Below are 12681 nucleotides of genomic sequence, written 5' to 3'. Positions count from 1 at the left end.
TCACAATTTACTATTATTTCTTTTCTCGTATTCGTTTATAAAACCTGAATCCAAGCATAATTAAAACCGAGAATAAAATAATTCCGATTACGCCGAAAATCCAGTTGATGGCACTTTTTAAAACTACTAAAAATACAACGGCAAACAAAATAATCGTTGCGCCTTCGTTCCATAAACGCATAAAATTATTCGAATATTTTACCTCATCATTTTGCAATTGCTTAAAAATCTGATGACATTTTCCGTGATATAAATATAAAAGGAAAACGAAGCATAATTTTACGTGCATCCAGGACTGTGTGAGCCAAATGTGTCCCGCATCAGTAAAAAACAGCATCCAAAAAGCAAAAATACTCGCCAAAACTGCCGATGGCCACGTAATAATGTACCACAAACGGTAGGCCATTATTTTGTATTGCGCTTGCAAAATCTCTTTTTCTGGCGAAGGTTTTTCACTGGCTTCAATTTGATACACAAACAAACGCACAATATAAAACAAACCCGCAAACCAAGTGATTACAAAAATAAGGTGCAGGGATTTTAAATAATTATAATATTCCATAAAGTCTATAGTCTTTACTCTTGCTTCTAAAATCTTTGTTCTTTATTCTATTCTCTATTTAGCCCAATCATTAATCCAATTTGCAACAGTCTCGCACCATTCATCATCATCATTCAAACATGGAATTGCCAAGAACTCTTCTCCTCCATTTGCTTCAAAATCTTCTTTGGCACGCATAGCGATTTCCTCTAAAGTCTCTAAACAATCGGTAACGAAAGCTGGAGTTACAACCGCAATTTTCTTGATTCCTCTTTTAGGCATGTTGTCGATTTCAACATCTGTATAAGGCTCAAGCCATTTATCGCCCGCCAATCTGGATTGGAAAGTAACGCAATATTTGTCTTTTGGAATTCCCAATTGCTCTACAACCAAACGCGTTGTTTCGTAGCAATGTGTTCTATAGCAGAATTCAGCTTCTGGAGTTCCAACTTCGCAACACATTTCGTTGGTTACGAATTTTTTATGTGATTTTGTTTTATCTGTTTTACGAACATGGCGCTCTGGGATTCCGTGGTACGAAAACACCAATTGGTCATAATCGAAATCACGTAAATGTTTTTTGATTGAATCAGCAACGTTTTTGATGTAATCCGGTTTATTATAAAACGCTGGAACATCTGAAAATTTCATGTGAGGGAATTTCTTCTTGCGGATTTCTTCTGCCAAAACCAAAATAGTCAAAGTAGAAGCCATTGCATATTGAGGATAAAGCGGAAAAAGCAATACCTCAGTAACACCTTGATCGCTTAATTCCTGTAAACCTTTTTCGATTGTCATAGATCCGTAACGCATGGCAAGCGAAACTGGAATATTTGATAATGGTTGTACTTTTTTGTGCATTCTTTCAGAAAGAACAATTAGCGGCGAACCTTCTTTCCACCAGATTTTAGAATAAGCGTGCGCCGATTCTTCCGGTCTTTTTCTTAAAATAATTCCACGAACTAAGAATGCTCTCAATAAATACGGAACGTCAATCACGTATTTATCCATTAAAAATTCGTCTAAATAGGGTTTTACATCTTTTGGTGTTGGACTGTCTGGTGATCCTAAGTTTATTAAAAGTGCGCCTTTCATTATGTGTTTTTTGCTTTAGGCTTTAAGCATTAGGCTTTAAGCTTTTTATTGTTTTTAAAAATTTCGGCAAAAGTATGATTTGAAACTTTTTCGAAATATGATATTTATTACTTTTTGATTATGTTCTTATTTATAAAACTGATTTAATAAAAGATTCTCTTATTTCTTATAAATATTATTTAATTCTTCGTCCATTCTTTCTCGCCATTGCTTACCATTTCTATTTTCGAGGTAATCATCTGTCATTTGATGATAGACTTTCGTCGCTTTATCCATTTTTTTATCCCCAATAACACATCCTAGATTTCGAATGTATAAACCATATTTTTTATATATACTATCTCTTTTATAAGTTATTTTATCTTGATTTTTCCTTTCAGCGTCAACTGGAGAAATAAACACCAAACCATAAGTAAATGTTTTTACACTATCTACTTTAATATCGTGTAAGGCTTTATTTTTATATTCAACCAACAACGGATTGTCTGCTGATTTGCAACTTAGGAAGAGAGTACATATTATAAAAACAAATTTTTTCATTCCATTAAACATTCGCATTAATCGACATCAAATATTTCTTTGGAGTTGTTCCGAATTTCTTCTTGAATGCGGCGATAAAATGACTTCCTGTGCTATAACCGATTTTCAAACCAACTTCGTTTACATTATAAGAACCGCTGTCTAAAAGTTTTCTGGCGAAATCCATTTTGTAATCGAACAAGAAACCATAAACCGTATCACCATAAATCTGTTTGAAACCCATTTTGAGTTTTTTCAAATTCAGTCCAATTTCATCTGCGAGTTCTTGTAATCCAGGCGGTTCGGCCATATTGGCGATTACAATTTCTTTTGCTTTTCTGATTTTTAGAACATTATCTTCGTCAATCAAAAATGGACATTGTTCTGCATTTGGATCTTCGGTTCTGTTGAAATACAAACTCAACAATTCGTATCCTTTTCCTTTATAATAAAGATTTTTTATGGACGGATGAAGATTGTAATGAAACAACTGACTCAAAACAATTGCCATTGACGGACTGATATTTCCTTCGTTATAATACTTTTTATCCTTATTGTCAGGACTTAAAAAAGTAATATAATCAGCTTCGGCAGAAAATAAGGCGTGAAATTTCTTAATGGAGACAATTACTGAAATCGCCCACGAGTTTGGAGCCAGCTCTAAATTTAGCGGCAATTCTTTCTGTGGATTGTACAAAAGCAACGATTTCTCTTCTTTCAATTCTAAGGCGTAATTGCCCTGATTGAATAAAAATTTTGCGTTTCCTTTTATCCCGAAGTGAAACTGTATCAGGCCAGTACCTATTATTTCGTGCTGTGCATAAAAAGGTTCAGAACCATCATTTTGAAAACGGATCAGCGTAAAGTCGTCTTCAATTTTTATAACTTCTTGAGAACTCATAGCGATATTTTTTTGAAACGAAAATCAAAACAAACTCAAAATGTTATTTAGAACGACTCTAAACTAATCACTTCAAACGAGTTGATTTTGCTACAAAAGTAGTCCTTTTTACTCAAAAACACCTATTTAGGTTCAAAAAAACATACAGCGATATAAAAAGTACTTTTAGCGTTACTTTTATCAATGCTATAGTAATAATTTTGTAGCACTTTATATGAAAGTGAATTTATGGAAAACAATAATGTACCGAAACACCTTTATTTTTACTCAGTTGGTCTGAGTTATAAAAAAGCTGATGCTGAGGTCAGAGGTCAATTTAGTTTGGATGCAGTTGCAAAGACGCGATTGCTGGAACAAGCTAAAAACGAAGGAATAGAAAGTTTACTTGTTACTTCAACCTGCAACAGAACCGAGATTTATGGTTTTGCAGAACACCCATTTCAATTAATCAAATTGATTTGTGACAACAGTAATGGTTCTGTTGACGCGTTTCAAAAAGTTGGTTTTGTTTACAAAAATCAAGAAGCAATCAATCATTTATTTCGCGTAGGAACTGGTTTAGACAGTCAGATCTTAGGCGATTTCGAAATTATATCTCAAATCAAAACTTCTTTTATCCATTCAAAATCTTTAGGTTTAGCGAATGCTTTCATGGAAAGATTGGTGAATGCGGTTATCCAAGCAAGTAAAAGAATTAAAAACGAAACGGAGATTAGCTCTGGTGCTACTTCGGTTTCTTTTGCATCGGTACAATATATTTTAAAGAATGTTGAAGATATCAGCAACAAAAACATCTTGCTTTTTGGAACTGGAAAAATCGGAAGAAATACATGCGAGAATTTAGTAAAGCATACTAAAAACGAGCATATCACTTTAATAAACCGTACTAAAGATAAAGCAGAGAAATTAGCAGGAAAGTTAAATTTGATTGTTAAAGATTACTCTGAATTACATTTAGAACTTCAAAAAGCCGATGTTGTAGTTGTTGCAACAGGAGCACAAAACCCAACAGTTGACAAAGCGATTTTAAATCTTAAAAAACCTTTGTTGATTTTGGATTTATCGATTCCGAAAAACGTTCATGAAAACGTAGAGGAATTAGAAGGTGTAACTTTAATTCACATGGATTATTTGTCTCAATTGACAGATGAAACTCTAGAAAACAGAAAATTACACATTCCGGCTGCAGAAGCGATCATCGAAGAAATCAAAGAAGAATTTGTTACTTGGATGAAAGGTCGAAAATTTGCTCCGACAATTAATGCTTTAAAAGAGAAATTAAACGCTATTAAAGCTTCTGAACTAGATTTTCAAAGTAAAAAAATCGCCGATTTTAATGAAGAGCAAGCTGAAATCATCAGCAACAGAATCATTCAAAAAATCACTACTCATTTTGCAAATCATTTAAAAGACGACGATACCATGGTCGATGAAAGCATCGAATGGATCGAAAAAGTCTTCAAAATAAAAGCATCTTAGTTTTTAATTTAAACCATTAAGATATTAAGGAAATTAAGACCAAGCTTTGTCAAGAAAATTAAGCCAAGCTATTTTTGAACACAAAGCTTAATTAACTTAATGCCTTAATGGTAAAAAATATAAGTTCTATGACAAAAAAAGAGGTTACACAATTGGCTTATGAAATTACTGGTTTTGCTATAAAAGTGCACAAAGCTTTAGGACCTGGACTTTTGGAAAGCATATATGAGAAGTGCCTCAAATATGAATTAGAACTAAACGGATATGATGTAAAACAACAATTAGTTGTAAAAATTGATTATTACGATCTCGAATTTGAATCTGATTTAAGAATCGATTTACTTGTAAATGATTGTGTTGTTGTAGAATTAAAAGCGATAGAAAACCTATTGCCAATTCATGAAGCACAATTATTAACATATATGAAATTATTAAAAAGACCTCAAGGTTTATTGATAAATTTCAACACAACAAACATTACAAAATCAATGAAACCTCTTGTGAATGATCATTTTGCAAGATTAATAGATTAAATTTAAACCATTAAGATATTAAGAAAGTTAAGCTTAATTTTCTTGACAAAGATTAACTTAATTCTCTTAATGTCCTTAATGGTAAAAAACAAATCATGGCTGAAAAAACAATCAGAATTGGAACGCGCGATAGCGAATTAGCACTTTGGCAAGCACACACTGTTGAGAAAAAACTAAACGATTTAGGTTATAAAACCTCAATTGTGGCTGTTAAATCTCAGGGTGATATTATTCTGGACAAACCTCTTTATGAGTTAGGAATTACTGGAATTTTCACCAAAACGTTAGACATTGCTATGATCAATGGAGATTGTGACATTGCTGTGCATTCTATGAAAGATGTTCCAACGGCTTTACCAAAAGGAATTGTTCAAGCTGCTGTTCTACCAAGAGCCAATGTTTTGGATATTTTAGTTCATAAAGGAAATCCTGATTTTACAAATCCAAGTACCATTGCAACAGGAAGTTTGCGTCGTCAGGCACAATGGTTCAATAAATACCCAAATCATACGGTTGTTGATTTACGCGGAAACGTAAACACTCGTATGCAAAAACTTCAAGATAATGATTGGGACGGAGCTGTTTTTGCAGCCGCAGGTTTAGAGCGCATTAACTTAAAACCTGAAAACTTCATCAATTTAGATTGGATGATTCCGGCGCCGGCACAAGGAGCAATGCTTGTTGTGGCAATGGAAAATGACAATTATACATTAGACGCACTTTCGCAGTTAAATGATATCGAAACTGAAATTTGTACCTACATCGAACGTCAGTTCTTGAGAACGCTTGAAGGCGGATGTACTGCTCCAATTGGATCTTTGGTTACTTATAACGAAGACGAAGATACTTTGCATTTTCAAGGTGTTTTACTTTCTATTGATGGAAAACAAAAATTGGAAATCGACAAAACGGTTGATATTTCGGAGTGGAAAAAACTAGGTTTTAACTGTGCTCAAGAAATCTTGAACAATGGCGGAACGGAATTAATGCAAAAGATTAAAGAATCTCTGAAAAAATAATGGCAAACCCTGTTCAAATACTCTCTACAAAAATATTATCTCCTCTTCATAAACAAGAGCTAATGAAATATGGCGTTGACTTGATCGAAGCCGATTTCATTAAAACCGAAAACAAATCTTTCGAATTAAAAGACCTCAACGAAAGTCTGATTTTTACAAGTCAGAATGCTGTTCATAGTGTTTTATCAGATCCCAAATCAGAAGAATTAAAAAAGAAAAACGTGTACTGTGTTGGACTTAAAACCAAAACTCTTTTAGAAGAAAATGGTTTTAATGTAATTGCTTACACCGGTTATGCTTCAGATTTAGCTGAAATTATCACTTTGATTTATGGGAATGAAAGTTATACTTTTTTCAGCGGAAACCTTAGAAGAGATACTTTGCCAGAAGCTTTAAAAGAAAACGGAATTAAATTCAATGAAATTCAGGTTTATGAAACTACGCTTCAACCTCAGAAAATAAAAGCAAATCCTGAAGCAATTTTATTCTTTAGTCCGTCTGGAGTTAAAAGTTATTTAAAACATAATACCATCAATAAACAAATCTGTTTCTGCATTGGTGACACAACCGCAGAAGCTTTATCAAAAATCACCAAAAACATCATCGTCGCAGATCAGCCAACAATTGAAGATGTGATTGAAGATGTAATTCACGAATATAAGTAAGCAATACGCTTTAGGCCATATGCCGTAAGCAAAAAAATCATAGTTAAACAAGCTTAAAGCCTAAAGCTTAAAGCCTAAAGCAAAAAAAAATGTTAAAAAACGACCTATTTTTAAGAGCATTAAAAGGAGAAACAGTACAACGTCCGCCGGTATGGATGATGCGTCAGGCAGGAAGATATTTACCTGAATTTAGAGAACTTCGTGACAAATATGATTTTTTTACGCGTTGCGAAACTCCAGAATTAGCAGCTGAAATTACAGTTCAGCCAATTCGTAGAATTGCTCCAGATGCTGCGATTTTATTCTCAGATATCTTAGTAGTTCCAAGAGCTATGGGAATTCACGTAGAATTAAAAGACAATTTAGGTCCGATTATTCCAGATCCAATTCGTACAATGGAACAAGTGAATCAAGTTTTTGTTCCAGATGTAAACGAAACTTTAGGTTACGTTTTTGACGCTGTGAAATTGACTAAAGAAATGTTGAATGATGAAGTTCCGTTAATTGGTTTCGCTGGTTCGCCTTGGACAATTTTTTGCTATGCTGTGGAGGGAAAAGGTTCTAAAAGTTTTGATACTGCAAAAGGATTCTGCTTTTCAAACCCAGTTGCTGCACATACTTTATTACAAAAAATCACAGATACAACTATTTTATACTTAAAAGAAAAAGTAAAATCGGGAGTAAACGCCGTTCAGATTTTTGATTCTTGGGGAGGAATGCTTTCTCCTGTTGATTATCAGGAATTTTCATGGAAATACATCAACCAGATTGTTGACGCTTTAGCTGAAATTACTCCAGTTATTGTTTTCGGAAAAGGTTGTTGGTTTGCTCTTGGCGATATGGGTAAAAGTAAAGCTTCTGCATTAGGAGTTGACTGGACTTGTTCTGCTAGAAATGCCCGTTATTTGTCTGGTGGAAACATTACTTTGCAAGGAAACTTTGATCCGTCAAGATTGCTTTCTCCAATTCCGACTATCAAGAAAATGGTTCACGAAATGATCGACGAATTTGGAAAAGATAAATATATCGTAAATTTAGGTCACGGAATTTTACCAAATATCCCTGTAGATCACGCAAAAGCGTTTATTGACGCTGTGAAAGAATACGGGCAATAATAGTTGATTGTTTATGGTTGATAGTTGTTGGATAAAAATACTATCAACCATAAACCGACAACCAACAACTTAAAAAATGCTCAACAAAGGTTTAAGAGACGAAGAAAAAATCAGAATTGATAACGTTCTTAAAACGTTACGAACTCTCATTTTTGTCCCTTATCCTTTGAATGCTTTACAAAAAACGGAAATTGAAAATCAACTCAAAGAATTCGGATTAAACCTTGAAAATTTACTTGATTTTTCGAATGAAGATTTAATTACTTTCTTGATTCGTCTTTCCTTTGATTGGGAGCAATTAGAACAATTTGCCGATATTTTAGTCGAATTTTCTAAAACTGAAAACTATAATTTAGATAATAAGGCTTTGGCCGTTTATCAATATATTCAGGCAGAAAACAAAGTTTTTTCTTTCGGAATCAATACTAAAATTGCTTCTCTAAAAAACAAATAAAAATGAGTTTTACAGATTGGAAAACAGACCGAATTGAAAATATTCTTCCTAAAGAGTTTTATAAACTGATTGATAAGAATAAAAATCACATTGGAAAAACTTTCCCTGTAACACTAGCTAATTCTGACTCACCAGAAAAAGCAGAAAATTTTATCTCCGTTAATAAAGACAAAGAAAGAAACGGTGAAGGATATTATTTCTTCGCCCGAGATATAAAAACAAATAATCTAATTGGTTATTTATGTGTAAAAACTATTGATTACCGCATTTCAAAATGCGAATTGGGTTATTTTATTGACGAAGATTTTCAAGGAAAAGGCATTACATCAAAAATGGTTTCGAATGCACTCGATTTTTGTTTCAATGAATTACTGATGAATAAGGTTTTTATCTGTACATCAGAAATAAATATTGCAAGTCAGCAAATTGCATTAAAACATAATTTTAAACAAGAAGGAATTTTAAGAGACGAATTTAGAAACGGTGATGGCGAATTGCAAAACACTGTTTATTTCGGGCTTCTTAAATCAGAATATAATTTACAATGAAAGATAAATTTTACGCATACATACAAAACTTACAAGACCAAATCTGTGCAGGATTAGAAGCTGTTGACGGAACGACAAAATTCCGTGAAGATCTTTGGAAACGCCCAGAAGGCGGAGGCGGAAGAACGCGCGTTATTGAAAACGGAGCTGTTTTTGAAAAAGGCGGTGTAAACATTTCAGCCGTTCACGGAAAACTTCCTGAAACAATGCAAAAAATGTTTGGTGTTGGCGAAGCTGATTTTTTCGCTTGCGGATTAAGCTTAGTTCTTCATCCAAAAAACCCAATGACTCCAACGGTTCATGCCAATTGGCGTTATTTTGAAATGTATGATGAATCGGGTAAAGTTATCGAACAGTGGTTTGGTGGCGGACAAGATTTAACGCCTTATTATTTGTTTGAAGAAGATGCAAAACACTTTCATCAAACTTGTAAAACGGCTTGCGACAAACATAATCCGGAGTTTTATCCGAAATATAAAAAACAATGCGATTCGTATTTCTGGAACGCACATAGAAATGAAGCCCGCGGACTTGGCGGTTTGTTCTTTGATTATTGCAAAGCAAATGAACAAATGTCTATGGAAAACTGGTACGATTTTGTAACAGAAGTGGGAAATAGTTTCCTTGAAGCTTATGTGCCAATTGTGGAAAGAAGGAAAAATTTGGAATACAAGCCAGAAAACAGAAACTGGCAGGAAATCCGTCGCGGTCGTTATGTTGAATTTAATTTGGTTCATGATAAAGGAACTTTATTCGGATTAAAAACGAACGGAAGAATTGAAAGTATATTGATGAGTTTACCTCCGCACGTGCAATGGGTTTATGATCATCATGCAGAAGCGGGAAGTGAAGAAGAGAAATTGGTAAATGTGTTGGAAAATCCGGTTGATTGGGTTTAATGTTCTATTAGAAATTTATATCTAAATATCTATATCGCTCCGCTGGAGCTTTCGAACAATGTCACAAAATTATTTCTATAAATATTCTGCTCCGCTGGAGCTTTTTCAAGAAATATAAAATAATCTAAAGCAGTCCCAGAGGGACGAAATATTTATAGCAAAATATAAAATAGGACGATATATAGCCCCAGCGGGGCGAAATATTTATCCATAAACAAAAAAAGGTATTTATCCTACAAAATTAATTTATTGATTAGATTTACTTCTCAATAATTTTAATTAAAAGCATGGCAAATACCTATTCGCAATTGTACGTTCATATTGTTTTTGCTATCAAAGGCAGACAAAATTTAATTTCCAAAAGCTGGAAAGATGAGGTTTACAAATATATAACTGGCATTATAACCAACAAAGAGCAAAAATTAATTGCAATTAATGGAATGTCAGACCACGTTCATATTTTAATGGGAATGAAACCAGATAAATCTTTATCTGATTTAGTAAGAGATATAAAAGCAAATTCTTCAAAATTCATAAATGATAAAAGATGGATTAATGGTAAATTTGAATGGCAAGGAGGATTTGGAGCATTTTCATATAGTCATTCTCAATTAACAAATGTTATAAAATATATTGAAAATCAAGAGGAACATCACAAAACAAAAACATTTAAAGAAGAGTATATTGAATTTTTAAAATTATTCAATGTTGATTTTAAAAATGAATATGTTTTTGATGAAATTTAATAATCTAGAAAATATCGCTCCGCTGGGGCATTTTACAATAAAATAAATGGATCTAAAACTGATTTACATATCGTTTTTTGCCAGCTTTTTTGGGTGTTATGCCCAAAATGATTCTTTGCAAAATCCGTATTTTAAATCATATGGCGATAAAATTATAGCAAGTGTTTATTATTTAGACACATCAAATAGTTTTCAAATCCAAGCTCCATTAACTGATGGCGAAAAAATTTACGTTGATCTTATTCCAAATCGGAAAGATCAAATTGGCTTCAGTTTAAATTATAAGTTCATTGATATTACAATAGGTTTTTCACCTGAATTTCTGCCTGGTAATGTAGAAAGTTCCGGATCTAAAAACTTCAATTTCAATACTCGTTTTTATCACAAAAAATGGATGCAATCCTTAACTTTCATCAATCAAAAAGGATTTTATATCGACGATGAAAGTATAAAAGCACCTTTGCCAGATATGCGAACGACAAAAATTGGCGGAACTACAGCTTATATTTTCAACGATAAGTTTTCTTTTAAGACGCTTATTAACCAAAACGAATGGCAAACCAAAAGTTCCGGAAGTTTTATTCCGATACTTTCCTACTATTACACGCATTTAAACCTCAACACTTCGCCAGATTCCTCAGATGGAGATATGTACACATTATCACTTGCTCCATCTTATTTTTATAATTTTGTAATCAGTGACAGAATTTTAATTGGTGCCGGAGTTGGTTTTGGAATTGGAATCAATGATTTGGATAAAAACACAAGCGTTCTGTATGAATTAGATGTAAATCTAAAACTAGCCTATAATACCGATCGCTTTTTTGCCTTTGCCAGCCTCAATTCATTGAATTATCTAAGAAAGGAAAAAGATCATACAGAACTGAATGACAATATTTCAACTCTAAAATTTTCAATCGGATACCGATTTAACACTCCGAAGAAAGTACAAGAGGCTTATGAAAAAATAGACAAAAAGATTGGTCTTTAATTAATATAAAAAAACTAAATCACTATGAATTTTTAATCCATAGGTTTTAAGAAGCAGACTGAAAGTCTGTAGTTAAGAATTATAATTCAACCACAAATTACACAAATTCCCGCAAAATAATTTGTGAAAATTTGCGCAATTTGTGGTTAAAAAGCTTTTTTAGTCGAAAACGAAATACACTAAAGTACATATTTTAAAATCAGGAAAATGCTCAAATAACACGGATTTATAATAAACTAAAACTCATTATTATGGAAAATGTGAACATCGAACAATTAAACCAAATGCATTCCGGAAAAGGATTTATCGCAGCGTTGGATCAAAGTGGCGGAAGTACTCCAAAAGCATTGGCGCAATATGGTATAAAAGAAGACCGTTACAAAAATGACGAAGAAATGTACACGTTGGTACACGAAATGAGAACAAGAATTATTAAAAGTCCAGCCTTTGACAGCAAATATATTCTAGGCGCTATTTTGTTTGAAAACACGATGGATCGTAAAATTGACGGACAATGGACAGCAGATTATTTGTGGAAAGAAAAAAAAATTGTACCGTTTTTAAAAGTTGACAAAGGACTTGCTGAACTTTCGGACGGAGTGCAGTTAATGAAACCTATTGCCAATTTAGATGAATTACTGACGCGTGCAGTCGAAAAAAATATTTTTGGCACCAAGATGCGTTCTGTAATAAAAGAAGCCAATAGAGACGGAATTAGCGAAGTCGTTAAACAACAATTTGAAGTCGGTTTACAAATCTTCAAAAAAGGCCTTGTTCCGATTATAGAACCGGAAGTTGATATTTACAGTTCTGATAAAGCAAAATCAGAAGAAATTCTGAAAAAGGAAATCCTGAAACAATTGAGTTTATTGGATAAAGATGTAAAAGTGATGCTGAAGCTTTCGATTCCGACAGCACATGATTTTTATAAAGAATTAATGTCTGATTCACATGTTGTGCGAGTTGTAGCATTATCCGGTGGATATGATCAGAATGAAGCCAATGATAAGCTTTCGCAAAATCATGGATTGATCGCAAGTTTCTCGCGCGCCTTATCTGATGGGCTTACCGATAGCCTGTCTGATGAAGAATTTAATTCAAAACTAAAAAATTCAATTACAGGAATTTACGAAGCTTCAATTACATAAATAAGTTAACAGTCGAAAGCCAAAAGTC

The 12681-nt window shown here is 33.2% G+C and carries 15 protein-coding genes; 11 read left to right on the top strand and 4 right to left on the bottom strand.

Features of this window, described 5'->3' with window-relative positions; translation table 11 throughout:
- Positions 1-13: 13 nt before the first annotated feature.
- From EYY60_RS02080 to EYY60_RS02065, 4 genes are all read right to left on the bottom strand, one after another.
- Positions 14-562 carry a CopD family protein gene (locus EYY60_RS02080; RefSeq protein ID WP_132987748.1) on the bottom strand — a complete coding sequence of 183 codons (549 nt, stop codon included), beginning with the start codon at positions 560-562 and terminating at the stop codon, positions 14-16.
- 54 nt (positions 563-616) lie between these two features.
- Positions 617-1636 carry a ferrochelatase gene (gene hemH, locus EYY60_RS02075; RefSeq protein WP_132987747.1) on the bottom strand — a complete coding sequence of 340 codons (1020 nt, stop codon included), beginning with the start codon at positions 1634-1636 and terminating at the stop codon, positions 617-619.
- Between the two features lie 159 nt (positions 1637-1795).
- Positions 1796-2176: an FEKKY domain-containing protein gene (locus EYY60_RS02070; RefSeq protein ID WP_132987746.1), complete on the bottom strand. Its 381-nt coding sequence runs from the start codon at positions 2174-2176 to the stop codon at positions 1796-1798.
- Positions 2177-2180: 4 nt separating this feature from the next.
- The gene (locus EYY60_RS02065; protein ID WP_111368228.1) at positions 2181-3056 is read right to left on the bottom strand and encodes an AraC family transcriptional regulator; all 876 of its coding nucleotides are present in this window, start codon (positions 3054-3056) and stop codon (positions 2181-2183) included.
- A 228-nt stretch (positions 3057-3284) separates the two neighbouring features.
- Here EYY60_RS02065 and hemA point away from each other — a divergent pair, with 228 nt between their 5' ends.
- The 11 genes from hemA (at position 3285) to EYY60_RS02010 (ending at position 12653) form a co-directional block, all read left to right on the top strand.
- Positions 3285-4535, top strand: coding sequence for a glutamyl-tRNA reductase (gene hemA, locus EYY60_RS02060; protein ID WP_132987745.1), 1251 nt, complete (start codon positions 3285-3287; stop codon positions 4533-4535).
- A 128-nt stretch (positions 4536-4663) separates the two neighbouring features.
- A complete protein-coding gene (locus EYY60_RS02055; RefSeq protein WP_132987744.1) occupies positions 4664-5068 on the top strand; it encodes a GxxExxY protein in 405 nt (134 codons plus the stop codon).
- A 95-nt stretch (positions 5069-5163) separates the two neighbouring features.
- Complete coding sequence (hemC, locus tag EYY60_RS02050; protein WP_132987743.1) at positions 5164-6087, top strand: hydroxymethylbilane synthase; 924 nt, start codon at positions 5164-5166, stop codon at positions 6085-6087.
- The gene (locus EYY60_RS02045; protein ID WP_132987742.1) at positions 6087-6752 is read left to right on the top strand and encodes a uroporphyrinogen-III synthase; all 666 of its coding nucleotides are present in this window, start codon (positions 6087-6089) and stop codon (positions 6750-6752) included. Before hemC ends, EYY60_RS02045 begins: the two co-directional genes overlap by 1 nt.
- A gap of 89 nt (positions 6753-6841) precedes the next feature.
- Positions 6842-7867 (top strand): uroporphyrinogen decarboxylase, encoded by a 1026-nt coding sequence (gene hemE / locus EYY60_RS02040; RefSeq protein WP_132987741.1) that lies wholly within the window; start codon positions 6842-6844, stop codon positions 7865-7867.
- Positions 7868-7943: 76 nt separating this feature from the next.
- Positions 7944-8321, top strand: a complete 378-nt coding sequence (locus EYY60_RS02035; protein WP_132987740.1) for a hypothetical protein — start codon at positions 7944-7946, stop codon at positions 8319-8321.
- A gap of 2 nt (positions 8322-8323) precedes the next feature.
- Entirely contained in the window at positions 8324-8869 is a 546-nt protein-coding gene (locus tag EYY60_RS02030) for a GNAT family N-acetyltransferase (RefSeq protein WP_132987739.1), read from the top strand.
- The gene (gene hemF, locus EYY60_RS02025) at positions 8866-9768 is read left to right on the top strand and encodes an oxygen-dependent coproporphyrinogen oxidase (protein WP_132987738.1); all 903 of its coding nucleotides are present in this window, start codon (positions 8866-8868) and stop codon (positions 9766-9768) included. The genes EYY60_RS02030 and hemF overlap by 4 nt, the downstream gene beginning before the upstream one ends.
- A 287-nt stretch (positions 9769-10055) precedes the next feature.
- The gene (gene tnpA / locus EYY60_RS02020; RefSeq protein ID WP_132987737.1) at positions 10056-10514 is read left to right on the top strand and encodes an IS200/IS605 family transposase; all 459 of its coding nucleotides are present in this window, start codon (positions 10056-10058) and stop codon (positions 10512-10514) included.
- A gap of 46 nt (positions 10515-10560) precedes the next feature.
- Entirely contained in the window at positions 10561-11505 is a 945-nt protein-coding gene (locus EYY60_RS02015) for a DUF4421 family protein (protein WP_132987736.1), read from the top strand.
- 260 nt (positions 11506-11765) lie between these two features.
- Positions 11766-12653 carry a fructose bisphosphate aldolase gene (locus EYY60_RS02010; RefSeq protein ID WP_132987776.1) on the top strand — a complete coding sequence of 296 codons (888 nt, stop codon included), beginning with the start codon at positions 11766-11768 and terminating at the stop codon, positions 12651-12653.
- The last annotated feature ends 28 nt before the right edge of the window (positions 12654-12681 follow it).

Origin of the sequence: Flavobacterium zhairuonense, from assembly GCF_004352915.1 — a bacterium.
Lineage (GTDB): Bacteria > Bacteroidota > Bacteroidia > Flavobacteriales > Flavobacteriaceae > Flavobacterium > Flavobacterium zhairuonense.
Note: the sequence above shows the minus strand (reverse complement) of the source record. Positions and strands in the feature narration are given on the sequence as shown.

Coding starts and splice junctions, on each gene's coding strand:
- EYY60_RS02035 (WP_132987740.1), top strand. CDS start 7,944: ATGCTCAACAAAGGTTTAAGAGACGAAGAAAAAATCAGAATTGATAAC.
- hemC (WP_132987743.1), top strand. CDS start 5,164: ATGGCTGAAAAAACAATCAGAATTGGAACGCGCGATAGCGAATTAGCA.
- EYY60_RS02015 (WP_132987736.1), top strand. CDS start 10,561: ATGGATCTAAAACTGATTTACATATCGTTTTTTGCCAGCTTTTTTGGG.
- hemA (WP_132987745.1), top strand. CDS start 3,285: ATGGAAAACAATAATGTACCGAAACACCTTTATTTTTACTCAGTTGGT.
- EYY60_RS02070 (WP_132987746.1), bottom strand. CDS start 2,176: ATGAAAAAATTTGTTTTTATAATATGTACTCTCTTCCTAAGTTGCAAA.
- hemF (WP_132987738.1), top strand. CDS start 8,866: ATGAAAGATAAATTTTACGCATACATACAAAACTTACAAGACCAAATC.
- tnpA (WP_132987737.1), top strand. CDS start 10,056: ATGGCAAATACCTATTCGCAATTGTACGTTCATATTGTTTTTGCTATC.
- EYY60_RS02065 (WP_111368228.1), bottom strand. CDS start 3,056: ATGAGTTCTCAAGAAGTTATAAAAATTGAAGACGACTTTACGCTGATC.
- hemH (WP_132987747.1), bottom strand. CDS start 1,636: ATGAAAGGCGCACTTTTAATAAACTTAGGATCACCAGACAGTCCAACA.
- hemE (WP_132987741.1), top strand. CDS start 6,842: ATGTTAAAAAACGACCTATTTTTAAGAGCATTAAAAGGAGAAACAGTA.
- EYY60_RS02055 (WP_132987744.1), top strand. CDS start 4,664: ATGACAAAAAAAGAGGTTACACAATTGGCTTATGAAATTACTGGTTTT.
- EYY60_RS02080 (WP_132987748.1), bottom strand. CDS start 562: ATGGAATATTATAATTATTTAAAATCCCTGCACCTTATTTTTGTAATC.
- EYY60_RS02045 (WP_132987742.1), top strand. CDS start 6,087: ATGGCAAACCCTGTTCAAATACTCTCTACAAAAATATTATCTCCTCTT.
- EYY60_RS02030 (WP_132987739.1), top strand. CDS start 8,324: ATGAGTTTTACAGATTGGAAAACAGACCGAATTGAAAATATTCTTCCT.